Raw genomic sequence first — 24,828 nt, 5'->3', positions numbered from 1 at the left:
GGTGCCGCACGGTGACCGAGGCGTGGAAAGCGTCAGTGGAGGCGAAGATCCAGGATGCCGTTCAGCGCGGCGAGTTCGACCGCCTGCCCGGCATGGGAAAGCCGATCCCCGGTCGGGGGGCGCCGTATGACGAGGCGTGGTGGATCAAGAGCTTCCTGGAGCGCGAGGCGCTCCCCAGTGACCTGCTCCTGCCCACGTCGCTGCAACTGCGCCGACGCATCGAGCAGGTCCCCGACGAAGTCCGTGACCTGCCCACCGAACAGTCCGTCCGCGACTTCGTGGGACAGCTGAACGCGCAGATCGTGGCGTGGCTGCGCTTCCCCGACGACGGCCCCCGGGTCGCGGTGCGCCCGGTGAACACCGAGGACGTGATCCGCCGCTGGCGCGCCGAACGTGCCCGCCCCAAGGTCACCACAACCGTCACCGAAGCGGCGGACGTACCGGCGCCCGCGCGCCGACCCCGGCGTAGCTGGTGGCGGCGGTGGCGCCGTCGGGGCTGACCGCCGGGCCACCGCCACGGCATTCTGTGCAGATGCTGATCGAATCGCGGTCACCCGACACGCCCTCGACGCCGGGTGTCGCCCTGCGTCAGTGGTGCGCCGACGACCTGGATGAGCTGGTGCGGGCGTACCGGGATCCGGTCCTGCGCCGCTGGACCAGAGCTCCGGTGACCAACGCCGCCGAGGCCCGACGGTGGCTGGAAGGCGCGCTGCGCGACTGGGCCGACGGGCGGCGGTACACCTTCGCCGTCCTCGAAGAGCAGGCCGACGGCGTCCGGCTGGTGGGCAACGTGGTGCTCAAGGGGGTCACGGCGCAGCGCCCGGCCCCGGAGGTCGGCTACTGGACGGCGTCATGGGCACGCGGCCGTGGCGTCGCCCCGCGTGCGGTCATCGCGCTGAGCCGCTGGGCGTTCGACCGGTTCCCCGACGTGGTGCGTCTCGACCTGCTGCACCAGGTGGACAACGTGGCGTCCTGCCGGGTGGCGCAGAAGTGCGGCTTCGTGTTCCAGGAGGTGTTGCCGGCCCGGCCGCCCTTCCCGCTCGACGGCCACCGGCACTCGCTGCACGCCGGCTAGCACTGTCGACACCTCCCGCGTCGACCGTCCGTACCTGTCGCGAACGGACCCGAACAGGTCCGAACGCTCGTTCCCGGCCGCGACCACGCGAACGCGGATACGGTCTGCGCCGAGCGCCCAGACGACCGCCGGCGCGGGAGGGGCAGGGCGACGTGACCGAGCGCGCCGCGACGTACGCCGAGGTGTTCGCGGTGCGCGAGTACCGCCACCTGTTCGGTGCGTACCTGCTGTCCCTGGCCGGTGACCAGCTCACGGCCGTGACCGTGGCCTATCTCGTGTTCAGCCAGACTGGCTCGGCCGCACTGGCGGCGGCCGCCTACGCCAGTTCCTACCTGGCCTGGCTCACCGGTGGACCGCTGCTGTCCGGTCTCGCCGACCGGTTCCCCCGGCGAAGCGTGATGATCGCGTGCGACCTGGCCCGCGCGGCGCTCATCCCGCTGGCGGCGCTGCCGGCTCTCCCCGCGCCGGCCCTGGTGGTGCTCCTGTTCGTGGTCAACCTGATGCGGCCACCGTTCGTGGCGGCGCGGGCGGCATTGATGCCGGAAGTGCTCGACGACGACCGCTACGCGGTGGCCAACGGCGTGGACAACATCTGCGCCCAGGTGGTGCAGGTAGTCGGTTTCGCCGTCGGCGGGAGTCTGGTGGCGTTGCTGTCGCTGCGCGGCGCCCTGCTGGTGGACGCCGGAACGTTCCTGGTCTCGGCTCTGCTGATTGGGATCGGCGTGCGTTCCCGCGCGGCACCTCGAACACGGTCGGGCGCCACCCGGCAGGGCCGGGCGGTCGGTCTGCGGGTGATCTTCGCCGATTCGCGGCTGCGGTCCTACGTTCTGGTCCTGTGGATGGCCAGTGCCTTCACCTACGCGGCCGAGGGGTTGATGGCGCCGCTGGCCCGACAGTACGGCGGCGGCGCCGGCACCGTCGGGCTGTTGCTGGCGGCGGCGCCGTTGGGGATGTCCCTCGGTGGGGTCGCGCTCACCCGGTTCTGTCCACCGGCGGCCCGGCCACGGCTCATCCTGCCGCTGGCCGCGATGTCGGCCGGCGTGCTGACGGTGGCCTGGTTGGTCCCTCCGCTGTGGATGATGCTCCTGCTGTTGGTGCTGGCCGGAGCCGCGAGCGCCTTCGCCATCCCCTTGAACGCGTTGTTCGGCCGGGCGGTGCCGACGCAGTACCGGGGACGCGCGTTCGGGGTGGCCATCACCGGCCTCAGTGGGCTCCAGGGGACGGCCATGGTCCTCGCGGGTCTGGGCGCCGACCGGTGGCCGGCCACCACGGTGATCGGGTTCAGCGGATTGTCGGGTCTGGTGGCGGTTCTCGCTGTCGTGCCGCTGTGGCCACGGCGACCCGACCCCAGAGCTGTGACGTCCGAGTGCCCGGTCGAACAAGCCCGAACGACTTCGAACGCCGACATCCCTACCGCCGAAGCAGGCAGTGGCCGACTCTGAGGTCACCTGGCGGGCACGGGGGCCGTCACCGAGGGGAGAGGAGAAGGGCATGCGCAGCGTTCGCAACCGTGGCATCAGCTGGACCTGACCCTGACGCTCCAACCGGGTGGTCGCCTTCCGGGCGACCACCCACCCCGCAACGTCGGTGCGAGTCAGTCGACAGCGGCCCGCCAGCTCCAGGAGGTGCGCCGGGCCCGGCCGGGCAGCTCGCCGCGGCCGGTCATCCAGAGCAGCACCTCGGGCGCCGACCCGGGCGGGGCGTCCGGGAAGAGTCGGCGCAGCACCAGCGCGCTCAGCCGCTGCGACGGCTGCCACGGCACACCGAGACCGAGGGTGATGTCGTGGGTGTGCAGCAGAGTCTCAGCCACGCCCATGGCGGCGAAACCGGCCGGGTCGCACGGACCCCAGTGCCAGGCCCGCACGTCCGGCGAGGTGGCGTCGACGGCGGCGGCCAGCAGACCAGCGCAGGCCCGCACCACTGTGAGCACCTGCGTCGGGCTCGCGTCGGGGGAGACCCGCAGGTCGTACGGCAGATAGCCGTCATCCGGGCGGCCGGTGACCTGGCCCGCGTACGCGAGGAGATCGTGCGCGACGTGCGCCGCTGTCGTCCAGCAGCTCCAGCTCAGCGGGCCGGCCGGCACCGACCAGTCGCGGTCCCGGTGGGGCAGCAGCACGCTGGTCATCTCGTCGGCTGCCTCCCGAATGTCGGCGCCGGTCACCGCCGACACTCGCCAACCCGCCGGGTAGCACCGGGCGTGGGATTCCCGTCGCGGGTAAAGAGCGTCGAGGCATGCAAGAATCCATCTTCGCATATGCGGGGAGGCGAGCGGAGTGTTGCCCAACCTGGTTTTGGACACGACGGTGTTGCCTCCGGCGGACCGGTTCGCGTTCTGGTACGCCCTGGTGGCTCAGGAGACGGCACCGGTGCACATCAGCAGCGGTCACCTGGACAACTTCGTGGCCTACGCCCAGGCCATCGATCTCGGCCGCATCCGGATGACCTCTTTGCGCTACCCGTCGCTGGACGCGATCCGGCCCACGAAACTGGTCCGCAGAATCGAGGGCGATTTCTATCAACTCGCGATACCACTGACGGGTCACAGCACGTTGATCCAGGACCGCACCGAGTCCACGCTGGAAGCCAGGAACCACTTCACGCTCCTGGACACCGCACGACCGCACGTCGCCCGACACCGCGTCGAGGGCTCCGGCCCCGCCACCACGATCACCGTGCAGATACCGTACGCGGCGCTGCCCCTGGCGCCGGACCGGCTCCGCAGTCTGCTGGCCACGCCGATGCCGTCGCACCTCGGCGTCGGCGGGCTGTTGTCCCACCACTTGCGCAACATCGCGGCACACCCGGAGCAGTTCGAGCCGACCGAGGCCGAGATCCTGGGCGGGGTGGCGGTGGACCTGCTCACCGCGGCGCTCGCCCAGTACCTCGACATCGAGGACACCCTGTCGCCGGAAGCGCGGCAGACCGCACTACGAGCCCGGGTCGTCGACTTCATCGACCGCCACCTCGACAGTGACGAGCTCAGCCCTCGCAGCGTCGCCGCCGCCCACCACATCTCGGTGCGGTCGCTGCACCGGCTGTTCGAGGCGGAGGCGACAACCGTTGCCGAACTCATCCGCGCCAAGCGCCTGGAGCAGTGCCGGCGTGATCTCGGCAACCCGCTGCTGCGGCAGTCGATTCAGGCCATCGCCGCCCGCTGGGGTTTCCCGGACAAGGCCCACTTCAGCCGCCTCTTCCGTGCCCACTACGGACGTTCGCCGCAGGAGTACCGCACCGGCGTCGCTCGCCAGGACCGGTGACCCGACCGAACGTTACCGCCGACGGTCGGTCGGATCGTCAGCGACGAAGTCCCGGACCGCGGCGCGGATGCTCTCGCCGTACGGGTCGTCCGGCAACCGCACCAGGTGTTCGCGGGCTCGGGCGAGGTGCTCCCGGGCCGGGCCGACGTTGCCCAGGCGCCGGTGGCAGTCAGCCAGGTTGAGGTACAGCGACGGCAGGAACGCCTGGACCTGGAGCGAGGACAGATACCGCTGGGCGCGTTCGTCGGTCAGGTCGGAAACGGCGGCCAGGGCCCGTTCGTCCCAGGCAAGCTCCGCCCCGGTGGTGTCCTGCAGATCGGCGAGGTAGTGCGCCAGGGTGCAGCGGTGCAGGGCGTCACCGGTGGGGCCGAGCTCGTCCCACAACGCGGTGAGCAGCTCACGGGCTCGGGCACGTGCGCCGCTCTGGCCGAACTGCACGGCCTCGATGATGCGGGTCATGGTCGGGTCGGCGGTCGTCTGGTCGGTCATGTCGCCGATGGTCGGGCCTCGACCCCGTCGAGGGTCAAATCCAGACCACGTCCAGAAATTACAAACATCTGTACGTCGCCACCCGCCGCATGACCCGGGCGATGCTGCGCTGACCGGCTCGAGGGAGCGTCATCGCCGGGCGACGATGGCCTCGAGCACCGAGCGGACGGGTGTCGGGCGGTGGCCGATGACCGTCTCCAGCGTCGGATCGGTCACGGCGAACTCCTTCGCTCGCGCCGCGCGGTACATGCCGAGGGTGAAGTCGGCCGCAGCCGCGGGCATGCCTCGCGCGATGGCGGCCTCCCGCCACTCGTCGTCATCGGCGACGACACGTTCGACGGTGCGGCCCGTGATGTCGCTGAGGATGGCGGCCACCGCTTCGAGGTCGAGCATCTCCGCGGCGGTCAACGGTGCCGTGACCCCGTCGAGTACGCCGTCCTCGGTGAGAGCGACGGCGGCGGCCTCCGCCAGGTCGGCGTGCGCGGTCCAGGACACCGGGCCGTCCGCCGGCGCCACGAGTTGCCCGGTCTCAAGAGCGGCGCCGATGGAGAGGCCGAGCGTGCTCGCGTAGAACCCGTTGCGCAGGGCGGTGAAGGCAACCCCCAGTTCGGCCAGGTGCTCCTCGGCGGCGGCGTGGATCGGCTGGGCGGCGAAGAGCGAGTCCCGGGAGGCGGCCTGGTGGCTGGTGTAGAGGATCCGGTTGGCTCCCGCGGCGCGGGCTGCGTCGATGGCGGCGCGGTTCGCGACGAACGCGCCGGCGCCGCGGATCGCGGCGGACACGATGAGGACCTTCTCGGCACCCTCGAAGGCGTGCTTCAGCGTGGCCGGGTCGGTGAAGTCCGCGGCGCGCACCCGTACGCCCCGCTCGGCGAGGCCGGCTGCTCTGTCGACGTCGCGCACGCTCACACCCACGGCGTCGGCCGGCAGTCGGTCGAGCAGCCGGTCGACGATCTGGGACCCGAGGTTTCCAGTGGCACCGGTGACGACGATCATGATGAGCACTCCCTTGTTATCGGCGTTACCTGGCAGACGTTAGCACCGATAATTCGGGGATAACAAGACGCTGTTAGCATCGCTTCATGGTGACGACGCAGGAGACCCGCGACGACGTCCGTGCGGGCATCGTCGCGGCAGCGACCCAACTGCTGCGGGAGAAGGGCGCGAACGCGGTGACGACGCGCGCCGTCGCCCAGGCCGCAGGCGTCCAGGCGCCGACTATCTATCGCCTGTTCGGCGACAAGGACGGCCTCATCGACGCCGTCGCCGAGCACGTCATGGCGGCCTACGTCAGCGGCAAATCGGTCGCCGCCGACGCCCCGACGGGCGACCCCGTAACGGATCTACGCGCCGGATGGCGCCTGCACGTGGAGTTCGGCCTGACAAACCCCGAGCTGTACGCGCTGATCGCCACCCGGGGGAGCGGCGCACCCTCGCCGGCAACAGTCGCCGGCCTCGACGTGCTACGTCGCCGCGTCCGGCGACTCGCCGCAGCCGGCCTGCTCCGGGTCGACGAGGAGCGCGCACTGCTGATGATCCACTCTGCGGGCAACGGAACCATCCTCACGCTGCTGGGAATGCCCCCCGACCAGCGAGACCTCGGTCTGGGGGAGGCCATGCTCGAGACCGTGCTCTCCGGCATCCTGGCGACAACTCCAGCGACACCCGACACCACCGCGGAGGCCGTCGCGGTGACCTTCGCGACGGTGCTGCCCGACCTCCAGGGGCTCACCGACGCCGAACGCGCGCTGATGGCCGAGTGGCTCCACCGATCGCTGACCCACCCGACCCTGTAATCAGTGGCGGGGAAAGAGCTCGACGGAATCGCGCTGGGGGAGATAGCTTGCAGGTGACCGCGACACCGCCTGAGGAGGTGAGACCCATGAACGTTGCAGCGATGTGGGTGCTCCCCCTTGCCGTCACGGTCGGGCGATTGACGTAGGTGTCGCCGGGAGCGCCTTGCCAACACGGCACTCCCGAAAGGCAATACCTGTGCAACTCTCCACCACGTCACCGTCGACCGATCGCACGTACGACGTGATCATCGCCGGCTGCGGGCCGACCGGTGCCATGCTCGCCGCTGAACTACGACTGCACGACGTGCGGGTCCTCGTTCTGGAGAAGGAGACCGAGCCGACGTCGGCCGTCCGCATCGTCAGCCTGCACATCCGCAGTCTGGAGCTGATGGCGATGCGCGGGCTGCTGGACCGCATCCTCCCGCACGGGCGGCGGCGTCCGGCCAGCGCCTTCTTCGCCGCCATCCCCAAGCCCGCGCCCGAGGGCCTGGATCCCCGGTACGCCTACCTCCTGGGTATCCCGCAGCCGGTCATCGAACGTCTGCTCGAAGAACACGCCATCGCACTGGGCGCGCAGGTCCGACGTGGTTGCGCGGTCGCCGGCCTCACGCAGGACGACGAGGGTGTGACCGTCGAACTGGCCGACGGGGAACAGCTGCGGTCGCGCTATCTCGTCGGTTGTGACGGCGGGCGCAGCACAGTGCGCAAACTGCTCGGCGTCGGCTTTCCCGGCGAGCCCGCCCGGACCGAGAGCCTGATGGGCGAGATGGAGGTGGGCGTCCCGCAGGAGGAGCTGGCCGTCACGGTGGCCAAGGTCCGCGAGACCCATCAGCGATTCTGGCTCCGGCCAGCCGGCGTCGGGGTCTACAGCGTCCTGGTGCCCGCCGCCGGGGTCAGCGACCGCGCCGAACCGCCCACCCTCGACGACTTCAAGCACCAGTTGCGCGCCGTCGCCGGGACGGACTTCGGCGTGCACTCCCCGCGTTGGTTGTCCCGCTTCGGTGATGCCACCCGGCTGGCCGACAGGTATCGGGGCGGGCGGGTGCTGCTGGCCGGCGACGCGGCGCACATCCATCCGCCCATCGGCGGGCAGGGCCTCAACCTGGGCGTTCAGGACGCAGTCAACCTCGGCTGGAAACTGGCCGCGCGGATCCGCGGCTGGGTGCCGGAGGCACTGCTGGACACCTACCAGGCCGAACGCCGCCCCGTCGCCGAAGCGGTGTTGGACAACACCCGAGCCCAGACGGAGTTGCTGTCCACCGAACCGGGCGCACAGGCGGTGCGGAGGCTGCTCATCGAGTTGATGGACTTCGACGAGGTGAACCTCCATCTGCTCGAGAAGATCACCGCCATCGGCATCCGTTACGACTTCGGCGCGGGCCCCGACCTGCTCGGTCGCCGCCTGCCCGACATCGCCGTGCGGCAGGGCAACCTCTACGGTCTGCTGCACCACGGCCGGGGCCTGCTGCTGGACCGGACCGAACGCCTGACCGTCGGCAGTTGGTCAGACCGGGTCGATCACCTGGCCGATCCGACCGCAACACTGGACGTCCCCGGTGTCCTGCTGCGCCCCGACGGCCACGTCGCCTGGGTCGGTGACGACCAGCGGGACCTGGACGAGCACCTCTGCCGCTGGTTCGGCGAGCCGGCCCACTGATCTCACGCCGGCGGCCTCGTCGTCGAGGCTGCGGGCCAGACCAACCAACGGCGACCGGGCGTTGGGCGACTCTCTGCTGGGTCGCCCCGCGCCCGGTCCCTCAGGTGCGGTTGAACCGCCAACGAGTCGCGGTCAGCCCGTCCGGGCCGTAGCCGAAAGCCCGGACGGGGGAGACCTCGTAAAAGGCGTACTGGGGCGCTCCCGGCAGACTGTCGTCATGGACTCGGCCGTCCCTGATGGCGAACGTCCAGCCGTACTTTGTGGCGAAGGCGGCGGCCACCCGGCGCAGCGCGGCGTCGCCCGACACCTGGTGAGCCTGACCGCTCACCACCAGGTCGAGGTCGTCGCTGCTCACTGTGATGACAGCGCGGGGGTTGTGGGCCAGGTTGCGGCTCTTGCGGGAACTCGGGCGGCTCGCGATGCACGGAGCCCCGTCCAGCAGCACCGACATCACCGGGGCCGCATGGGGACGGCCACCCGGTCCCACCGTCGACAGCCAACACTTGTGTGCCGACTCCAGACAGGCCAATGCCTGGCTCCAGGGCTTGACTGTCGCCACGTCGGTGTTGAAGGGTGTTGCGTCCTCCTGCTGGAAGAGGAGCTCGGCGACCGGTGTGTCGACTGTCATGACGGATCCTCTGTGGTGTCGTACTCGTCGTGCAGCCGCCACCACTGGTACGGCTGGGTCTGCGGCCAGCCTTCCGGCGAGTCCTCCCAGGTCTCCTGTCGGCCGTACGGCGTCAGATCGAGGAAGGACCAGTTACTGCCGAGCCGTTCCACGCCGCGGGAGGTGGTGGTGTAGGTGCGGAAGATCCGGTCGTCGGCGCGGAGGAAGACGTTCAGCGCGAACCCGTCACCGGTTCCCATGTCGGCGTTGAAGCTGTTGTTCAGCGACGAGTACCAGGGCAGGGCCCAACCCATCCGCCGCCGCAACGCCAGCAGGTCGTCCAGCGGGCCATGGGACGTCAACGCCAGGGTGACGTCGCGGGCGTTGAGGTGGGCCGGGTGTCCGACGTTGTCGGTGAACAGCGAGCAGCCGGAGCAGACAGCGTCGACGCCGTGCCACATGAAGGTGTAGACGATGAGCTGACGGCGGCCCTCGAACAAATCGGTCAAACTGGCAGGCCCGGACGGGCCCTCGAACACGTAGTCCTGCTCGACCGGCGTCATCGGCAGCCGGCGGCGCGCCGCGGCCACTGCGTCGAGCTGGCGGGTGAGTGCCTTTTCGCGGACGCGCAAGGTCTTCACTGCGTCTTGCCAGTCCCTGGTCGGCACGATCGGCGGATGGTTCATGCGGGCCTCTTTTCGGCTTCCATGCACGTGTGGAGGGCACAGACCAGTCAGTTTCTTAAAGAGATGGACTGATGTGACGCTAACAGAGTCAGTTCCCTGAAGGAACCACCTTGCGTATCGTGGCGTCATGCAGCGAACGCAGTTCGGCACCATGGCGTGCTCGATCGCCCGCACCCTCGACGTCATCGGTGAGCCGTGGTCTCCGCTGATCCTGCGGGACGTCTACGCCGGCACACACCGCTTCGAGCAACTCCAGCGAGGGCTCGGCATCTCCCGCAAGGTGCTCGCCGAGCGACTGAACTGGCTGGTCGAGCAGGGCGTCCTGGCCCAGCGTGAATACTCGACCCGGCCGGTCCGACACGAATACCTCCTCACCGACAAGGGCCGGGAGCTGTGCGATCTGCTGCTCGTCATGGTGCGCTGGGGTGACCGGTGGACGGCGGGCGACGCCGGCCCGCCGGTGCTCTACCGCCACCACGCCTGCGGCGAGATCAGTCACGTCGAACTACGGTGCTCGGAGTGCGAACAGCCCATGCGGGCTACGGACATCGATCTGCTGCCCGGACCTGGGGCACAGCCACCATCGTGACCATCGGCTCGGTCAACACCCGCCGTCATCCGAGTGCGGAGCGCGTCCCGTCGACCGGCGGGCGATCGATCGCGGCGAGTTCGGTGAGAAGCGGATGCAACCGATCGGCCAGCGTCGGGTCCGTACGGGTGAGTTCCGCGGTCAGGGCCGTCACGGCCGCCGAGAGCGCACGGCGCAACTCGACCTCGTCAGTGGAACGGACCAATGTCGTTTCGAGCGGACCGGTGATGTCGGCGGGCAGTAGATGAGCGCCTTTGGCGTAGCTGGTGGGGTGGCCCAGACGCTGGCAGGCGAGTGCGATCGTCTGGGTCCGCATGGCGCTGATCCAGTGCTCCGCCTGCCAGAATCTGCCTCGTTCGATGCTGACCCGTGCGTGCAGCGCGTGGTGCCATGCCAGGCCGGCTGTGCCGTCGTGGCCGCTCGACGCGGGGGCCCGGGATGGTGTGGAACGCCCGAACATGAGTCGCCAACTCGGGCCTCGCGGCCCGAACTCGCCTTCCGGGCTGAAGGAGAGGTCGACTTCCAGGCAGTGAGGCAGCAGGAACACCCGGTAGATCGCGGACCCGGCCGCGAGGTCCCAGTGGTGGACCGCCGCGAAGTCCTGATACATCTGTCGCGTCCATCGACGCATGACGGCGTCGAGCGGGTCACTGACCCCGAAGGCCAGATCGATGTCCGACCAGCGATCCTCATCGTTCGTTGCGTGCGAGCCGGTGATCGCGGCGGCGACGACAGCGGGGTCTTGTTCCGCCAGATGCAGCAGTCGCCTCTGGATCCGGTCGCGTTCGTCTACTGAGAACATCAGGTCACGCTGCTCCGACACCTACTCGCCCCGGCAGCGGACGCTCGGCCAGGACAGCGGCGAGCCGTTCTCGCTCGCGCCATGGCTAGCGAGCCGCGCGCGTCCATGGGGACATCATGCCTCGCCGGTGCGTCTATCCAGCGCCGGATCGGTCGCATGGCGTTTCGTGGATGCTGGCAGACTCATCGCATGAGGGGTCTCACCGCCAAACTCGTGGTCGATGGTCGTGCCCCGCAAACCCCGGCGCTCGCCCCGAACGGGCGCCTGCTCTGCTACGTCCTCGCTCCCAGCAGCCGGACCGGTGACCACCTCGACACCGAACTCTGGCTCGTACCCACCGATTCCGCCGCCGCGCCGCGCCGGGCGACCGACGACACGGCAACCGAGTCCCAGCCGCGCTGGTCGGCCGACTCGGAGACGCTGTTCTTCCTCTCCGACCGCGCCGAACGCGGCATGTCGCAACTGCACGGGCTCACCCTCGCCGACGGCACGGTGACCACGGTGACCAGCTGGCGCGGCGGCGTCATCGACCACCTGCCGCTCACCGACCCCAACCTGGTCGCCCTGCTCGCCGAGGACGAACCCACCGAGCAGGACACTCGCCGTACTCGCGACCGCGACGACGCCATCGTCGTCGGCGAGCGCGAACCACGCACCCGATTGCGCCTGCTCGACCTGCGCACCGACCAGGTCACCACACCGAAGGTGTTCGGTGACCGACACGTCGTTGAAGTGCGGCAACGTCCCGACGGCGGCCCAATTGCGGTGCTGACGTGGGCCTGCGCCGACAGCGACTACGGCCCGCGAACAGGCAACCTGCACCTGTTCGACCCCACGACCGCCACCGCAGAGAACCTCGGACCGGTCGAGGTCGACGCCCGGTCTCTGGCCTGGTGGCCGGGCCAGGACGGTTGGCACCTCGGTTACCTCGCGCTCACCCCACCGCTTCTCCAGGCCGGCACCGCCGTGTTCGACCTGGCCATGGAGACCCGCGTCCTGCGCAACCGCACCGCTGGCCTCACGATGTGCCCCACCGAACTGTGCCAGACCGACGCCGCCCCGCTGGTCGTGTTCGCCGACGGCCTGAACACGACACTGGCCAGGCTCGACCTCACCGACCTCACGACCCTGTCGCATCACCCCGGACGCCTCGACAATCTCACCGCCACCCCTGCCGGCGACGAGATCGCGGTGCTCACCGGCACCCGCTATCAGCCCGCGAATGTTCACATCGGAGCGCCCACCGGGCCGCTGCGCAGAATCACCAACACCCGACCGGAACTGGATGCCGTCGCACTCGGCACGCAACAACCGCTGGCCTACCGCGCCGCCGACGGCCTCGACCTGGACGGCCTGCTCGTACTGCCGGTCGGTAAAACCGCGTCGGAAGGTCCTTTCCCGCTGGTCACGATCGTGCACGGAGGCCCGTACGACCGCTACGCCGATCGTTGCCAGTTGTTCTGGTTCCCCAGCGCGCAGTGGCTGGCCGCCGCGGGCTACGCGGTGTTGCTGCCCAACCCGCGCGGCGGTCAGGGCCATGGTCACCAGTTCGCCGCCAGCGTCGCCGGCCAGGTCGGCCAGCAGGAGTGGACAGACATCCTGACCGGTATCGACCTGCTCATCGCCGAGGGCATCGCTGACCCTGACCGGCTGGGCATCGCCGGCTGGAGCCACGGCGGCTTCATGTCCGCCTGGGCCGTCGGCCAGACCGACCGATTCCGCGCCGCGCTGGTCGGCGCCGGCATCATCGACTGGGGCATGCTCGCCGCGACCGGGGAGAACGGCCAGTTCGAAGCCGCGCTCGGTGGCAGCACCGGATGGTCCGGCACCGGCCCCCACCCGCATGACGCGGTCAGCCCGATCTCCTTCGCCAGCAACATCCGCACGCCGGTGCTCATCCTGCACGGCGCCGAGGACACCAATGTCCCCCTCGGGCAGGCCGTGTACCTGCACCGGGCGCTGCGCCACTTCGACGTCGAGCACGAGTTCGTGATCTACCCGCGCGAGGGCCACTCGATCCGGGAACGCCACCACCAACTCGACGTCCTGCGCCGGACCCGCGCCTGGTTCGATCGCTGGCTCCGACCCTGACCGGCCTCGACGCGGCGCGTGTCGGTTGGATACGACGCCTAGGACAGCGCTGCCGCAAGATCGGTAGCGGCCTCATACGCAGCCGCAGCCCGTGTGGCCTGGTCCGCGCTCAACGCGACACTGTCAACACGGGCCAGCATCTCGATCGCCGTGGCCGGATCGTTCAGGACCATCGCGACCTCAGCGCGGTACACGAGCACCTCCACCAACGCGACAGGGTCGTCATCTGTGTCGGCATGGCCCAGCGCACTGTCAAGAATCCGAGCCGCCTGCCGGGCGTCCCCTCGGGAGTCGGCCTGCACGACGGCGTTCGCCATCGCCTTGCCCAGCCGCCCAGTCGGCGCCGACGCGGGGGAGACCGAGGCCTTCTGGAAGACGCGGATCCAGTTGCCGCCTGGATCGATGACGCTGAAGCCGCTCAGCCCGTCGGCGTTCTTCCGCGCGCGGGGCCGGGTCATCCGGGGTGTCCCGGAGACCAACACCTTGCCGTACGCGGCACGCATTCCCGCCGCGAAAGCCCGGTACAGCTGCCCCGTGTCCGAGGTCAGCACGAGACACGACCCGTAGGACTGCGCCGGATCGAACCCCGCGATCTCGAAGAACTGCAGATGTAGATCTTCGCGTTGCAACCCCACGCACGGGTTGGGTTTGCGCTGCTGGTAGGTGGTGTGGAAGCCGAGCACCTCGTAGAAGGCGACGATGTCGTCGATGGACGCGCAGGGCAGCAGGGGAACGGTTACCTCGTTGGTCACCCGTACTTCGTAGCCGTCGGGAGGAGGCACACGCACATGGAAATGACTGATCGGCGGCCGCAGACGACTGAACGGCTGATACAGCGCAAGCTGGGCTAGCCCGTCAGCGACCTCTGTCGGCACTCACCTTCGAAGGATGTGCGCGGTGATCCACATGGCGTCGCGTTGGTAGAGCCCGACGTGACCGCGGAGGTTCTCCTGTCCCTGATCAGCCCGCGCCTCGGTGAAGGCGGCGAGGTCGTGCAGTCGGTGGACAGCGGCCTGGAGGATGTGGTCAGGGTCTTGCCCCGAGCCGTAGGCGTCGCAAAGCATGCGCAGCCGACGTGCCCGCTCGGCCAGGTCACTGTCGATCGCGTCGCCGTTGTCGGGGTGGGCCAGCGGCACCAGCCGGTACGCGAGGTAGGCCAGATCCCACGACCGGGGACCGGGCGAGGCCGTGTCCCAGTCGATGATTCCGGTGAGCCGCCGGTCGGTGAAGACCATGTTGTAGGGCGCGAAGTCGTTGTGACAGATGACCTCAGCTGGCTGTCGCACCGGAAACTGCCACACTCCGCCAACGGTGTCGAAGCTGGCACTGGCCTCGTGAAGTTGTGCGAGGTGCAGACCTGCGTCGGCGAGGATGCCGTCGCTCCAGATCCAGTCCGGCAACGGGTACTGCGGCACGATGCCCGGCAGGTAGGAGACGCTGTCACGTCCGTGCTCATCGGTCCCGAGCGGTTGCGGAACCCAGGTGACGCCGCGCTCCTGTAGGTGTCGTAGTAGGCGCTGAACCGTCGGGCTCCATGCACCATGACCGCGCCGAACAGTGGCACCGACCCGTGTCGCACCCCCCATGTTGCCGCCGGGCAGCGCTTCCTCCTGCTCGTCGGCCGCGTTCGGGCTGTGGTCATCCATGTCGACATCCTCAGCGCGTGAGGGCTGTGACGCCACCGCGTTCCCGAGCCGGACTGAAAGCGAGCGAGCCCAGCCCTCGGGAGGCATTTACTGGATTGTTGGTAATAAGAATCCAGTAAATGCCTAGGACAAAAGGTACGCAACGTACATGCACCATAATGACAGTTCTTGTGCGTAAGGACTTAGGTTGGTGTAGGCGTTTGGGTTGTTCGGTGCGCGCGTGTTGGCCGGGAACTCAGGTGACCTCTCGGGGCGGCCCCGATGACGGCCCCGACTGGAGGTATTCCAGTGCGCGGCGCAGCGCCTCAGGGCTGTCCCGGAAGTGCCCAAGTGCCGAGTTGCACCCGTTGCAGAGGAGCCCCCGAACGGTGTTGGTGCCGTGGCAGTGATCCACGACCAACCGGAACGCCTGGGCGGAGGGCTTGCCGTCCTTCCGGGGGCGACCGGCGAGAGTTGCCGGGAGGTCATCCTCATGGATGCCGCAGATGGCGCATCGAAACCCTTGCCGTGACCTCAGTTCATCGTAGAACGGCTCGGTGATCCGGTACTTGCTCCAGAGATTCATCGCTCGATTGGAGCCCGGCCGGGAATCCCTACTGGCCTGATTCACACGACGGGAGTAGTCGCGGCACGGTTGACAGGAGAGCATCGTGCGACCGGTCGCGCCGACGAAGGACTCTGCCGGCCGAAGCTGCTTGCACCGCCCGCAGGTCTTTGACTCGTTCACGATCCTCACGCCCTGACAGCTTGAGTGGCGGTACCGGCATCGGAAAGCGTTGGAGGGCTCACTACGAGCGGCCGTACGCGGCGCGGGCCTGGGCAACCTCGACTGCCTCGCGTTCACGCCACCGGCGCTGTGCCTCCCGGTTGCACGTCCGGCAGACCCGACGGTACCGGCCGGTCGCCGGGTCGAGCTCACGGTCGTGGCCGTTGCGGCACTGCGCCGCCTGGTTCCGGTGGCGGCCGGCCTCGGCGCGACTGAGCTGTCGCAGATGAGTCGGCTCGATACAGTCGGCGGCGCCGCAGGTTTGGTCGACGTCGAGGGCGGGGTCGTACCCGCCGAGGAAGACGACGTACGCGGCGATGTGCGCCCACGCCCGGCCCGCGACCTTCTGGTGCACCCCACGTCGCTGCCCGTAGCCTTCGACGACCAGGCAGCCGCTCTCGGTACGGTGTGAGCGCTCCAGCAGGTAGGCGCGCAGCGACTCCTCGGTGTGGTAGCGGGACAGTCCCTTCACGGCCGCGAGCACCGTGTCACCGTACCCACGTCACGTACCTTCGTCGACTGACGCTGACACGGCGGCTCGTCTGCTCGGCGAGTGGTCGGGCTCCATATCGACGCGGTGCAGTACGCACCACAACAAGATCAGCTCTGCGGGCATCAGTTACTGCGGGCCCCAACCAGGGTGGACGACCCCATGAGGATGACAACCACCTTCGCTGGGGCAGGACAGCCGACGGGCTTGATGCGGTCCGGTTGCTGGTGAGGCGTCTGCCAGAATGACGTCTTCGATCCGTTGGGGCGTGCTGCGCTTCCGGTCAGGGTTGGAGGAACGGTGTGAGCGTGGTACGGCGGCAGTTGCTTGACCATGTCGCTGACCTGGTGCCGACGTTCCCCGCGCCGCGGTGCGTACGGGTGGCCGTTGACGGGGTCGATGGGGTGGGTAAGTCCACGTTCGCCGGCGAGTTGGCCGCGTTGCTGAGCGACCGGGGACGTCCTGTCGTGCACGTGTCGGCGGACGACTTTCATCACCGGCGGGCTGTGCGGCATCGCCGTGGCCGGGATTCGCCGGAAGGCTTCTGGCTCGACAGTTACGACTACGAAGCCCTCGCCCACAACGTGCTGGAGCCGTTTGGTCCCGAGGGCTCTCGTCGTTACCGTCCCGCCGCCCATGATCTTCGGACAGAAGAGATCCTGGATCTTGAGTGGCGGACCGCGGCGCCCGGCACGGTCCTCATCGTCGACGGGCTGTTCCTGCACCGTGACGAGCTTGTGGAGTGCTGGGACTTCTCCGTCTTCGTTGACGCGCCGTTCGCGGTCACCGTCGCACGGATGGCCCGGCGCGACGGTTCGCATCCGGATCCCGAGCATCCCAGCCTCGGCCGTTACGTCGGCGGGCAGCGGCTGTACTTCGCCGCCTGCGCGCCTCACGAACGCGCGGATGTTGTCATCGACAACCGAGATGTGACCCGACCGGCCCTCGTCGAGGTCGTCGCGCAGGCCGAGGCAGTTGACGGTTGGACGGCCGCCGACGGATGATCCAGCGATGTGTCGCTCGGGTCAGCGAGCCGGGACGCTGGTTCTCATGAGCACCATGATCGCCGTCATTTCGGTGGCTTCAGGAGAGCGGATCGCATGAAGTTTCTTCTCACGTCGGGGGGCATCAGCAACCCGAGCATCTCCGACGCGCTGGTCGACCTGTTGGGCAAGCCGCTCGCTGAGTCCACGGCTCTGTTCGTTCCCACCGGTGTCCACCCCTTTCCCGGCGGAGCTGAGAAGGCGTGGAAGGCGATTCACGGCCAACCCGACATCCCGCTGTGCCAGCTGGGTTGGAAGTCCCTGGGGTTGTTGGAGCTCACCGCGCTGCCGACCATTCGAGAAGAGAACTGGGTCCCGGCGGTCCGGGAGGCCGATGCCCTGCTGGTCTGGGGCGGCGATGTGCTGTACCTGACCTACTGGCTGCGCCAGTCGGGCCTGGCCGACCTCCTGCCGTCGCTGAGTGACACGGTCTATGTGGGGGTCAGCGCCGGGAGCATCGCGGTCACGCCCTACAACTGCGACGCCGAATTCGACAGTCAGTTCGTCCCCGACGGCAGCGACAGGGCGCAGGACGCCGACCGGGCGCTGGGGCTGGTGGATTTCACGCTGTACCCCCACCTCAACCATCCGGACATGGAGGACACCGAGCTGTCCCACATCCAGAAGTGGGCGTCCGGCATCCCGGTCCCGACCTACGCCATCGACGACAACACCGCTATCACTGTGGTCGACGGCAGTGTCGAGGTCATCTCCGAAGGAGACTGGAGACTGATCAACCCCTGACCGAGACGTCCCATCGGCCGGTTGCGGGGGGCCTGCTACCGCGACAACTGCCCTGCTCCTGATGCTTAGAGCGGGTTGCCATAGCCGCCGGGTGCGACGCCGCAGTTTCGGCAGGCCCGTCCCGCGCGGCGGTCCTCGTCGCCGCACGCCAGGCATCGTCCGGCCGGGTCGACCCCTGCGGCGTACGCATCGAGCACCCGCTGCACCACGATGGGAAGCTGCTCGGTGGGATGCTTCTGCGGATCGGGGCAGTAGGCGATGTCGTGGCAACCCCACGAGTCCCACGGATGCGGGGTTGTAGGGACTCGTTGGCCGGCCTGCTTCTGCAGTCGCCGTTGGGCCGCGAAGGCGACCGCCCTTGCCAGCACCAGAGCGCGGGCTGTCTCGAGTTCACCGAGGGCCCGGACCAGCGACGGGGGATCGGCCTCGATGTTTCCGGGGATGCGGTGCCGGGTCGCCAGGTGATGCCAGGTGGCCTGAAAGCCGTACGGCGCGAAGTGGTAGAGGCAGTCCCGTAGATGCGACCGGCGCCGTCGAGGGCTGAGACTCTCGTCGCGCACCCGGCGGGCGGTCGCGGGGAAACTGGTCATCCAAGGACGATCGCTACGAGCGGCCGTACGCGGCGCTGGTCTGGGTTACCTTGGTGGCCGCCGATGAGGACGACGTACGCGGCGCTGTGCGCCCATGCGTGACCGGCGACCTTCTGGTGCAGACCCTTCACAGCCGAGAGCACAGTGTCACCGTACCCACGTCGCGTAGCCGCGTCGAACGACGGCGGACGCGCCGACGCGCCTGCTCGGCGAATGGTCGCGATCCGGCCGTGCTGTCCGCACCCGAGCTGCCGTAGCGTCGCCGGGGTGGGTCTGCTGTTGGTGCTGCGCGCTCCGCTGCCGCGTCCGAAGAGCATGCGTCGGGCCACCCGGGCGCAGCGGCGGGAGCGCCATCACGCCGACGCCGACGAGTGGGCCGCGGCGCGGGAGCGCGGTTTGCTGCTCGACGTGCCGGTGGAGGAGTTGCTGCCGCTGCTGAACGCGGCGGGCGGTAACCGACTTCCGATCTTGGGTCAGCTCCACCCGTGGTCAGATGGCGTACTCGTTCGTGAGGATCTGCCGCAGCTCGAGGCTGACGTCGACCGTCTGCGGGTGGCGGCGGCTGACGACACGGAGCGTGGGCTGGCGGCGGCGCTGAAGGCGTTCTTGGCGCGGTGGCGCGACGAGCCTGGCCTGACGCTGCACTGGTACGGAGACTGACCGGCTGCGCGGCGCCCGGCGGCGTCACCGACACACGTCCGGGTCGGTGACGCCGCCCCACCGCCTCAGGTGCGGATGCGGTAGTGCAGGGACGCCACACCGTTGCCGAACCGGTGATTGCTCAGCAACTCCAGGTCGAGGCGGGTGTCGCTGGGCAGACCGGGCTTGCCTCCGCCGGTGAGAACGGGGTGGATCAGCAGGTGGCACTCGTCGACCAGCCCGGCCTTGAATGCCTGCGCCGCGAGGTGTGCGCCCCCGATGGTGAGGTCGCTGGTGGCCGAGGCTTTCATGGCGCGTACCGAGGCGGGGTCGAAGCCCTTTTCGAGCCGGGTCCTGGCGGTCGACGTCGCGTTCAGGGTGGTGGAGTAGACGACCTTGTCCGCTGCCTGCCAGACGTCGGCGAAGTCGGCAGTGAGCTTCGATTGTGCGGCGAGAGCGGGCTCGGTCTCCCAGACAGCCATCGACTCGTACAGGCGCCGACCGTAGAGGTAGGTGCCCGCGGGCCGAACGAGGTCGGTGATGAACGCGAGGTAGTCGTCGTCGGGTGGGGTCCAGTCGAAGCGGCCGTGTTCGTCCTCGATGTAACCGTCGAGGGACACGTTGGTCACGTAGATCAGCTTGGCCATGGCGCTACACCTCGACGGTGACGGGTTGGGCATTGCTGAGTGTCGCGTCCAGTTTGGAGAAGGCCTCGTTCCAGCCCTGGTTGGCGGGAGCGGACAACTGCTCGGGGAGCCACTGACGGATCTCGAGTCGCGTCCGTCCATCGGCGTCGTCGTGGAACTCGACCCGCATCCTCGTCTCGTGCGGCGCGATGCCCTCCGGGAGTTGCCCGGTGACGTGCGCGATGCCGTCAATCAGTTCGCCGTCGACGACGTCGGTGAGGTCGATGTGGACCTCGACTCGCAGGCCGGGTTGGGTCGGGAAGACCTCGGTCCACCGCTGGTAGCCGCCAGGCCGGACGTCGAAGTCCATCTCGTCGCGGGGCAGTGAGTTGCCGATCGGCCCCCACCATGCCGCCAGGTGCTCCGGGTCGGTGAAAGCTCGGTAGACCAGCTCCCGTGGCGCGTCGACCACGCGCGAGATGACGATCGGCGGCTTGTCGCTGTCCATCAATTCTCCTTGTCGTGAGCCTTGCTCGGGGATTCCCTGTCGGGGATCGCCGGGCCGTGGGCCGTTCGGTCCGTTGGGCGGTCGGCGGCCTGTACGGCCGCGAGGTGGGCGTCGAGGCGGGTGAGGGAGGTGTCCCAGAACCGCCGGTAGTGCTCGATCCACTCGGCCGCTTCGCGCAGCGGGGCGGCCTCGATGCGGCTCATCCGCAACTTTCCCGACCGGGTGCGGGAGATGAGCCCGGCGCGTTCAAGCGCATTCAGGTGCCGCGACACCGCCGGCATCGAGATCGGGAGCGGAGCAGTGAGCTCGGTGACCGTGGCGTCGCGGTCGGCCAGCTCGGCGAGGATCGCCCGTCGAGTCGGGTCGGCGAGCGCCGAGAACACCACGCTGAGTTGATCGCTGCCAGACACCAGAGCCTCCAGTCACTTAACCAAGACGTTAAACGTAGTGCCGCGCGGCCGCAACTACCAGCGGTGATTGGCAGGGATGGTGTCGGCACCATGAGGGGCGGCGGGCTGGTCAACGGCCCGGTCGCGTGCTCGCGCCGGGGGCGAGGTCGGTGGGCGGGCGGTGACCATGGCGTGCGCGCCCAGGCCCAGCCGGGTCAGCGCGAGTGCGGCGGCCAGGACGACCACGACGCTGATAGCGTGACCGACATCCGGTGCCCACAACTGGAGTTTGGCCAGCCCGGCGCCCTCCCAGAGGGCCGGCACCTGCCGGGCGACACCGACGGCCACCAACGCGCAGGCACCGATCCAGGCGATGGTGGCGGCGATCGTCCGGCCACGGGAACGCACCGGCGGAACGCGGTCGCTCCGGCGCCCGTGCAGGACGCGGGCCCAGGACCAGGCCAGCAGGGCGAGCAGCACCGCGGCGACCCCGAGCAGGCCGACCAGAGCCCAGACCTGCATCGGATCTTCGGTGGCGGTCGCGGGCGTGCCGCCATGAAGAATGCGGGTGAGGTTGAACGCCCCGGCGCTCAGTGGCGCGTCCATGTGCAGGCCGTAGAGGTTGGTCATGATGATCACGGCGAGGTTCGAGTCGGGTGCCAGCACGATATGGGTGAAGAAGTTCGGGGTCGCGCCGGCGTGCCAGACGATGCGGGCGCCGACGCCGTCCAGGGTGCTGTTCTTCCACCCGAACCCGTAGGTGCCGTGACCGGTGGCCACGGTGCCGGTGTGCAGCTGTCGCGTGCCCTGCGGTCCGAGGATCCGGGTGTCGCCGTAGCGGCCGCCGGCGAGCTGCGCGATGGCGTAGTGGGACAGGTCGTCGAGACTGGCGGCGAGGAAACCGTAGGGCACTCCGGCGGTGTCGAACGGCGCGGCGAAGCGCTGCGGCCGGCCGAAGTAGTACCGGTGACCGGGCGGGATGCCGACGGCGCGGGCCTCGTCGGCGGTTGCCGCGGAGTGCGTCATCTGGAGCGGGTCCAGCACGTGACGGCGCAGGTAGCCGCCGAAGGTGTCGCCGGTGACGTTCTCGACGAGCGCGCCGAGGATCATGTAGTTGGCGTCGCTGTACTGATACGTCTGTCCGACGGCGGTGGTGGGCCGCACGCTGGCCAGGTCCCGTACGGAGCGGGCCAGCGCGCCGGGGCGGTTGTCGTAGCGGTCGGTCAGGTCGGTGCTCCACACCTGCGGCAGGCCGCTGGTGTGGGTCAGCAGTTGGCGGACGGTGACCGTCCGGGCGGTGTCCGCGTCGCCCAGGCGCAGCCACGGGAGGTACGTGGAGGCGGTGGTGTCGAGGTCGATCCGGCCAGCCTCGACCAGTTGCGCCACCGCCAGCGCGGTGAACGACTTGCTGGTGGACCCGAGCAGGAACGGCGTCTGCGTGGTGATCGGTCGGCCGTCGCCGTCGACGCCCCATGCGCCTCGCTGGAGGACCTCGTCGCCGCGAATGACCGCGTACGCCAGCCCGGGTGCCTTGATCTGCTTCAGGTACGCGCGCAGGTAGCGTTCGCCAGCGGCGAGGTCGTCGGCAGCCGCGGGGCTGGCGACGACCGGGGCGACCAGCCCCGCGGCTGTCACCATCAGGCAGCCGGCCACGGCGACGAGCCGTCGGGCCCGCGTCAGCGCGTCATTCCAGGTGCTCATGTGGCGCGTCCTCCCCGTCGGTGGGCCGTCAGCCGATTTGGCTCAGCAGCTTCTCGAGCGCGGCCAGGCGCTGCCGAACCTCGCCGAGCTCGTCCCGCACGCCCTTGATCTCGTCCGCCGTGGCCTGGGCGCCGGTGGCGCTGCGCTCGGCCAGCACCCGGTAGCCCTCCTCCCGAGCCGCCGCGTACCGGGCGCGGTAGATGCCCGTCCCGATGAGCCCGGCGACCACGATCATCGCCGTCACGATCACCGCCGCGGCGATGGTGGAGGTCTGTGCGATGTCCAACGCGACCTGATGGGTCATTGCTCACTTCTCCTGTTCTGCGGCCGGCCCGGAGCCGGTCAGGTTCTGTGCGGCCAGTGCGATCGCGTCCAGATCGAGGGACACCGTGAACGGCACCGCCTGGACGTACTTCACCGAGCTGCCGTCCGGTGCGGTCACCAGCTCGCCGGTCACCAGGCCGGCCGCTTCCAATTTCTGCAGGTGCATGTAGAGCAGCGGCCGGTTCATCTGCAGCTGCCGGGCCAACTCGCTGACGTAGGTCCGCTGCCGGGCCACGGCGGCCAGGATCCGCAGCCGGTGCGGGCTGGCCAGTGCGGCCAGCAACGACACGAGTTCGTCACCGGTCGGCGAGGTGCCGCTCATCCTGGTTTCCCTTCTCAATGAAGGTGTCAGATTTCTCTGACGCCCCCTGTCAGCTGAGTCTGACAGGGGAGGGCGGCAGGTGTCAACGAACGCCGTGGCGCGCGGTTCACTGACCCCAGGGCGGTAGCCAGACCTCGACGTCGGGGGCCTGCACCCGCCGGGAGGCGAGGTAGTCGCGCAGTGCCAGCAGCGCGGGATGCGGGTTGTCGTCGCGCCAGATGAGGGACATGGGCTAGACGGGCGCCGGGCCCCGCACCGGTACGCGCCGCAGGTCGTAGCTGTCCGGCCACAGGTACCGGGTGCGAACGCCAGCGAGGGTCGCCAGCTCCGCGGAGTCGGCGATCTCGGCCAGCAGCGCCTCGTTGCCGAAGACCGGCCCGACCAGGTCGATGGCGAGACCGAACGCGGCAGCGAGTTCGTCGTAGTAGTCGGACCATTCGGTGCCGGGGGCCATGCCGGGCATCCAGATGCGGTGCTCGGCGAGTTGCGCGGGCGTGCGGCGGGCAGGTGACGCGCGGCGACGGTGACGGCGTGGAAGGTGGCGTCTACCGTCCCCGCCTCGACGGCGGCCATCGCGGCGTGGACGTCGGCGTCGAGGGTGACGTCGTCGAGCTCGATGCGGGGATGCGCGCGGTGGAAGTCCTGCAACAGCACCGCTGGTGCGATCCGTCGACTGTGCACGTCGACGCGCAGTGCCCGTCGACCCGGGCGTACGGAGGCGTCGGCGCGCGCCTCCGCCCTAAGAAGTCGCGCAAGTAGGCGGGTTCATGGCCTGAGGGTGGAGCGGGTGTCCCAGCGGTAGAGGGTCCAGGCTTGGCGGCTGAGGCTTCGGACGGTGATGATCGCGTCGGCGAACTGGGCGAACACGCCGAGTTTCATCCACTCGTCGCGGCGGTTGCGGATCGTGGTGGCCGAGCAGGTCGAGTCGGCGATGGCCTCGTAGGAGCAGCCGAACCGCAGCACTTGCAGAAGCCTGTCGAATACGGCAGGCGGCAGGATGGCGGGTCGGGGAGAACACCGTCGTCGCGCGGATGGCGGCCCTCGGCCTGGCCGGCCGTACCCCGCGCCGGCGGCGCAGCCTCACGAAGCAGGGCAAACGGCGGGCCGCGCCGGACCGGGTCCGGCGGCAGTTCACCGCCGTTGCACCGAACCTGCTGTGGTGCGGCGACCTGACTGAGATCACCACCGATGAGGGCAAGCTCTACCTGTCCACCGTGAACGACCTGTACTACCGCCGGCTGCTCGGCTACGCCATGAGCGCCCACCACGACGCGGACCTGACCACCGCGTCGCTGTCCATGGCCGCCGCGACCCGCAGCGGCACCACCGACGGCATCGTCGAATTCTACAAACGCCCGTAGACGTCACAGCCTTCGACCTGGGCGAGCAGCCCTTGGCCGCCAGACAGGTCGCAGAATTCGACGTGCCACCGATGCCGTCCCCGTCAAATAATTCAGACCGGGTACCTGCGGTGGCCGTCTACTGCACGACTCGCGCGGACGCGATCCTGCCCGTTACCCGATTGCCGGTTGAAGGCCGCGTGACGACACGCCAGCTAGAACTGGCCGGCGTGGAAGAAAGAGACGGCATCGCGGTCCTTCTCGCCGGACTGGTACTCCAATTTTATTGGCATTGCCTGCACCCTTCAGTCATCAATCAATGACGGAGCTCGACTCAAAAGGACTCAGCCCGATAACCACACCGGGCTGAGTCCTTTGAGTCAATGGCATGCAGAACTTTTAATACATGTTAACCTGAGGCTGCCAGCTATCGTAGGCCTTCCTCATCTTGAACCACTTAACCCGCCACGTGGAGTTATTGATCACCGTGCAGGATCCGCCATAGCTGTCAGTGCTGGTGGTTGAACTGCCGCTTCCTTCGATGAGGTATGCCACTTGAACGACTTTGCCGTCATTCGTATTGTCACAGATTTCGAGTCTTGACTTGGTGGCGCCACTAGTGTAATTGGTGGCGCATGTCCGGTCATAGCCGTC

32 protein-coding genes and 1 pseudogene are annotated in these 24,828 nt (G+C 69.0%); 13 read left to right on the top strand and 20 right to left on the bottom strand.

The window, feature by feature from the left end:
* Positions 1–11 precede the first annotated feature (11 nt).
* The 3 genes from ACLQ3F_RS06510 to ACLQ3F_RS06500 all read left to right on the top strand — a co-directional run bounded on the left by ACLQ3F_RS06510 (position 12) and on the right by ACLQ3F_RS06500 (position 2,517).
* The gene (locus ACLQ3F_RS06510) at positions 12–500 is read left to right on the top strand and encodes a DUF1992 domain-containing protein (RefSeq protein WP_357206560.1); all 489 of its coding nucleotides are present in this window, start codon (positions 12–14) and stop codon (positions 498–500) included.
* Positions 501–532: 32 nt separating this feature from the next.
* Complete coding sequence (locus ACLQ3F_RS06505) at positions 533–1,075, top strand: GNAT family N-acetyltransferase (protein ID WP_425847079.1); 543 nt, start codon at positions 533–535, stop codon at positions 1,073–1,075.
* A 152-nt stretch (positions 1,076–1,227) separates the two neighbouring features.
* Positions 1,228–2,517 carry an MFS transporter gene (locus ACLQ3F_RS06500; RefSeq protein WP_425847076.1) on the top strand — a complete coding sequence of 430 codons (1,290 nt, stop codon included), beginning with the start codon at positions 1,228–1,230 and terminating at the stop codon, positions 2,515–2,517.
* Between the two features lie 152 nt (positions 2,518–2,669).
* Here the strand turns inward: ACLQ3F_RS06500 and ACLQ3F_RS06495 are convergent, their stop codons facing one another.
* Positions 2,670–3,236: a maleylpyruvate isomerase N-terminal domain-containing protein gene (locus tag ACLQ3F_RS06495; protein WP_357207459.1), complete on the bottom strand. Its 567-nt coding sequence runs from the start codon at positions 3,234–3,236 to the stop codon at positions 2,670–2,672.
* A gap of 115 nt (positions 3,237–3,351) precedes the next feature.
* On the opposite strand from ACLQ3F_RS06495, the gene ACLQ3F_RS06490 reads away from it, so the two are divergent.
* Positions 3,352–4,332, top strand: coding sequence for a helix-turn-helix domain-containing protein (locus ACLQ3F_RS06490; protein WP_357207454.1), 981 nt, complete (start codon positions 3,352–3,354; stop codon positions 4,330–4,332).
* Positions 4,333–4,344: 12 nt separating this feature from the next.
* Here the strand turns inward: ACLQ3F_RS06490 and ACLQ3F_RS06485 are convergent, their stop codons facing one another.
* Both ACLQ3F_RS06485 and ACLQ3F_RS06480 read right to left on the bottom strand, forming a co-directional pair.
* Positions 4,345–4,821, bottom strand: a complete 477-nt coding sequence (locus ACLQ3F_RS06485) for a hypothetical protein (RefSeq protein ID WP_425847072.1) — start codon at positions 4,819–4,821, stop codon at positions 4,345–4,347.
* Positions 4,822–4,950: 129 nt separating this feature from the next.
* Complete coding sequence (locus ACLQ3F_RS06480; RefSeq protein WP_425847069.1) at positions 4,951–5,814, bottom strand: NAD(P)H-binding protein; 864 nt, start codon at positions 5,812–5,814, stop codon at positions 4,951–4,953.
* 86 nt (positions 5,815–5,900) lie between these two features.
* Here ACLQ3F_RS06480 and ACLQ3F_RS06475 point away from each other — a divergent pair, with 86 nt between their 5' ends.
* Both ACLQ3F_RS06475 and ACLQ3F_RS06470 read left to right on the top strand, forming a co-directional pair.
* Positions 5,901–6,614: a TetR/AcrR family transcriptional regulator gene (locus ACLQ3F_RS06475; RefSeq protein WP_425847066.1), complete on the top strand. Its 714-nt coding sequence runs from the start codon at positions 5,901–5,903 to the stop codon at positions 6,612–6,614.
* Between the two features lie 274 nt (positions 6,615–6,888).
* On the top strand, positions 6,889–8,271 hold the full coding sequence (locus tag ACLQ3F_RS06470) for an FAD-dependent monooxygenase (RefSeq protein ID WP_425847397.1): 1,383 nt from the start codon (positions 6,889–6,891) through the stop codon (positions 8,269–8,271).
* 100 nt (positions 8,272–8,371) lie between these two features.
* Here ACLQ3F_RS06470 and ACLQ3F_RS06465 read toward each other — a convergent pair whose 3' ends face one another.
* Positions 8,372–8,899 carry a pyridoxamine 5'-phosphate oxidase family protein gene (locus tag ACLQ3F_RS06465; RefSeq protein WP_425847063.1) on the bottom strand — a complete coding sequence of 176 codons (528 nt, stop codon included), beginning with the start codon at positions 8,897–8,899 and terminating at the stop codon, positions 8,372–8,374.
* The gene (locus tag ACLQ3F_RS06460; RefSeq protein WP_425847060.1) at positions 8,896–9,564 is read right to left on the bottom strand and encodes a DUF899 domain-containing protein; all 669 of its coding nucleotides are present in this window, start codon (positions 9,562–9,564) and stop codon (positions 8,896–8,898) included. The genes ACLQ3F_RS06465 and ACLQ3F_RS06460 overlap by 4 nt, the downstream gene beginning before the upstream one ends.
* A 127-nt stretch (positions 9,565–9,691) precedes the next feature.
* Between ACLQ3F_RS06460 and ACLQ3F_RS06455 the strand changes: the two genes are divergently transcribed.
* Positions 9,692–10,153, top strand: a complete 462-nt coding sequence (locus ACLQ3F_RS06455) for a winged helix-turn-helix transcriptional regulator (protein WP_425847057.1) — start codon at positions 9,692–9,694, stop codon at positions 10,151–10,153.
* A gap of 25 nt (positions 10,154–10,178) precedes the next feature.
* Here ACLQ3F_RS06455 and ACLQ3F_RS06450 read toward each other — a convergent pair whose 3' ends face one another.
* A complete protein-coding gene (locus tag ACLQ3F_RS06450) occupies positions 10,179–10,976 on the bottom strand; it encodes a hypothetical protein (RefSeq protein ID WP_425847055.1) in 798 nt (265 codons plus the stop codon).
* A gap of 168 nt (positions 10,977–11,144) precedes the next feature.
* Between ACLQ3F_RS06450 and ACLQ3F_RS06445 the strand changes: the two genes are divergently transcribed.
* Positions 11,145–13,046, top strand: coding sequence for a S9 family peptidase (locus tag ACLQ3F_RS06445; RefSeq protein WP_425847052.1), 1,902 nt, complete (start codon positions 11,145–11,147; stop codon positions 13,044–13,046).
* A gap of 38 nt (positions 13,047–13,084) precedes the next feature.
* Here the strand turns inward: ACLQ3F_RS06445 and ACLQ3F_RS06440 are convergent, their stop codons facing one another.
* The 4 genes from ACLQ3F_RS06440 to ACLQ3F_RS06425 form a co-directional block, all read right to left on the bottom strand.
* A complete protein-coding gene (locus ACLQ3F_RS06440) occupies positions 13,085–13,798 on the bottom strand; it encodes a VOC family protein (protein WP_425847049.1) in 714 nt (237 codons plus the stop codon).
* 123 nt (positions 13,799–13,921) lie between these two features.
* On the bottom strand, positions 13,922–14,692 hold the full coding sequence (locus ACLQ3F_RS06435; protein WP_425847046.1) for a phosphotransferase enzyme family protein: 771 nt from the start codon (positions 14,690–14,692) through the stop codon (positions 13,922–13,924).
* A gap of 235 nt (positions 14,693–14,927) precedes the next feature.
* A complete protein-coding gene (locus ACLQ3F_RS06430) occupies positions 14,928–15,257 on the bottom strand; it encodes an endonuclease VII domain-containing protein (RefSeq protein ID WP_425847043.1) in 330 nt (109 codons plus the stop codon).
* Between the two features lie 223 nt (positions 15,258–15,480).
* Positions 15,481–15,942, bottom strand: coding sequence for an HNH endonuclease (locus ACLQ3F_RS06425; RefSeq protein WP_357207348.1), 462 nt, complete (start codon positions 15,940–15,942; stop codon positions 15,481–15,483).
* Between the two features lie 479 nt (positions 15,943–16,421).
* Between ACLQ3F_RS06425 and ACLQ3F_RS06420 the strand changes: the two genes are divergently transcribed.
* Together ACLQ3F_RS06420 and ACLQ3F_RS06415 are read left to right on the top strand one after the other, a co-directional pair.
* Positions 16,422–16,952, top strand: coding sequence for a uridine kinase (locus ACLQ3F_RS06420; protein WP_425847039.1), 531 nt, complete (start codon positions 16,422–16,424; stop codon positions 16,950–16,952).
* Positions 16,953–17,048: 96 nt separating this feature from the next.
* Positions 17,049–17,735: a Type 1 glutamine amidotransferase-like domain-containing protein gene (locus ACLQ3F_RS06415; protein ID WP_425847036.1), complete on the top strand. Its 687-nt coding sequence runs from the start codon at positions 17,049–17,051 to the stop codon at positions 17,733–17,735.
* A 65-nt stretch (positions 17,736–17,800) separates the two neighbouring features.
* On the opposite strand, the gene ACLQ3F_RS06410 is transcribed toward ACLQ3F_RS06415, so the two are convergent.
* The gene (locus ACLQ3F_RS06410; protein ID WP_425847033.1) at positions 17,801–18,325 is read right to left on the bottom strand and encodes a hypothetical protein; all 525 of its coding nucleotides are present in this window, start codon (positions 18,323–18,325) and stop codon (positions 17,801–17,803) included.
* Between the two features lie 267 nt (positions 18,326–18,592).
* On the opposite strand from ACLQ3F_RS06410, the gene ACLQ3F_RS06405 reads away from it, so the two are divergent.
* Positions 18,593–18,985 (top strand): hypothetical protein, encoded by a 393-nt coding sequence (locus ACLQ3F_RS06405; protein WP_425847030.1) that lies wholly within the window; start codon positions 18,593–18,595, stop codon positions 18,983–18,985.
* 65 nt (positions 18,986–19,050) lie between these two features.
* Here ACLQ3F_RS06405 and ACLQ3F_RS06400 read toward each other — a convergent pair whose 3' ends face one another.
* From ACLQ3F_RS06400 to ACLQ3F_RS06365, 8 genes are all read right to left on the bottom strand, one after another.
* Complete coding sequence (locus ACLQ3F_RS06400) at positions 19,051–19,611, bottom strand: dihydrofolate reductase family protein (RefSeq protein WP_425847027.1); 561 nt, start codon at positions 19,609–19,611, stop codon at positions 19,051–19,053.
* 4 nt (positions 19,612–19,615) lie between these two features.
* Positions 19,616–20,098 (bottom strand): SRPBCC family protein, encoded by a 483-nt coding sequence (locus tag ACLQ3F_RS06395; RefSeq protein WP_425847025.1) that lies wholly within the window; start codon positions 20,096–20,098, stop codon positions 19,616–19,618.
* Positions 20,098–20,508, bottom strand: a complete 411-nt coding sequence (locus tag ACLQ3F_RS06390) for an ArsR/SmtB family transcription factor (RefSeq protein WP_425847023.1) — start codon at positions 20,506–20,508, stop codon at positions 20,098–20,100. Before ACLQ3F_RS06390 ends, ACLQ3F_RS06395 begins: the two co-directional genes overlap by 1 nt.
* A gap of 54 nt (positions 20,509–20,562) precedes the next feature.
* Positions 20,563–22,188: a serine hydrolase domain-containing protein gene (locus tag ACLQ3F_RS06385; protein WP_425847020.1), complete on the bottom strand. Its 1,626-nt coding sequence runs from the start codon at positions 22,186–22,188 to the stop codon at positions 20,563–20,565.
* Positions 22,189–22,216: 28 nt separating this feature from the next.
* Positions 22,217–22,492: a hypothetical protein gene (locus tag ACLQ3F_RS06380; protein ID WP_124857923.1), complete on the bottom strand. Its 276-nt coding sequence runs from the start codon at positions 22,490–22,492 to the stop codon at positions 22,217–22,219.
* Between the two features lie 3 nt (positions 22,493–22,495).
* Positions 22,496–22,834: an ArsR/SmtB family transcription factor gene (locus tag ACLQ3F_RS06375; RefSeq protein WP_124857925.1), complete on the bottom strand. Its 339-nt coding sequence runs from the start codon at positions 22,832–22,834 to the stop codon at positions 22,496–22,498.
* Positions 22,835–22,940: 106 nt separating this feature from the next.
* A complete protein-coding gene (locus tag ACLQ3F_RS06370; RefSeq protein ID WP_425847016.1) occupies positions 22,941–23,063 on the bottom strand; it encodes a hypothetical protein in 123 nt (40 codons plus the stop codon).
* Positions 23,064–23,066: 3 nt separating this feature from the next.
* Complete coding sequence (locus tag ACLQ3F_RS06365) at positions 23,067–23,297, bottom strand: hypothetical protein (protein WP_425847013.1); 231 nt, start codon at positions 23,295–23,297, stop codon at positions 23,067–23,069.
* Between the two features lie 44 nt (positions 23,298–23,341).
* Here ACLQ3F_RS06365 and ACLQ3F_RS06360 point away from each other — a divergent pair, with 44 nt between their 5' ends.
* Positions 23,342–23,593 carry a hypothetical protein gene (locus tag ACLQ3F_RS06360; protein ID WP_425847010.1) on the top strand — a complete coding sequence of 84 codons (252 nt, stop codon included), beginning with the start codon at positions 23,342–23,344 and terminating at the stop codon, positions 23,591–23,593.
* Between the two features lie 96 nt (positions 23,594–23,689).
* Here the strand turns inward: ACLQ3F_RS06360 and ACLQ3F_RS06355 are convergent.
* Positions 23,690–23,815: pseudogene (locus ACLQ3F_RS06355) on the bottom strand (IS5/IS1182 family transposase); the annotation flags it as partial.
* A gap of 50 nt (positions 23,816–23,865) precedes the next feature.
* Between ACLQ3F_RS06355 and ACLQ3F_RS06350 the strand changes: the two are divergent.
* On the top strand, positions 23,866–24,195 hold the full coding sequence (locus ACLQ3F_RS06350; RefSeq protein WP_425847007.1) for a DDE-type integrase/transposase/recombinase: 330 nt from the start codon (positions 23,866–23,868) through the stop codon (positions 24,193–24,195).
* The last annotated feature ends 633 nt before the right edge of the window (positions 24,196–24,828 follow it).

The sequence above is a fragment of the Micromonospora sp. DT15 genome (assembly GCF_049841475.1).
GTDB lineage: Bacteria > Actinomycetota > Actinomycetes > Mycobacteriales > Micromonosporaceae > Micromonospora.
Note: the sequence above shows the minus strand (reverse complement) of the source record. Positions and strands in the feature narration are given on the sequence as shown.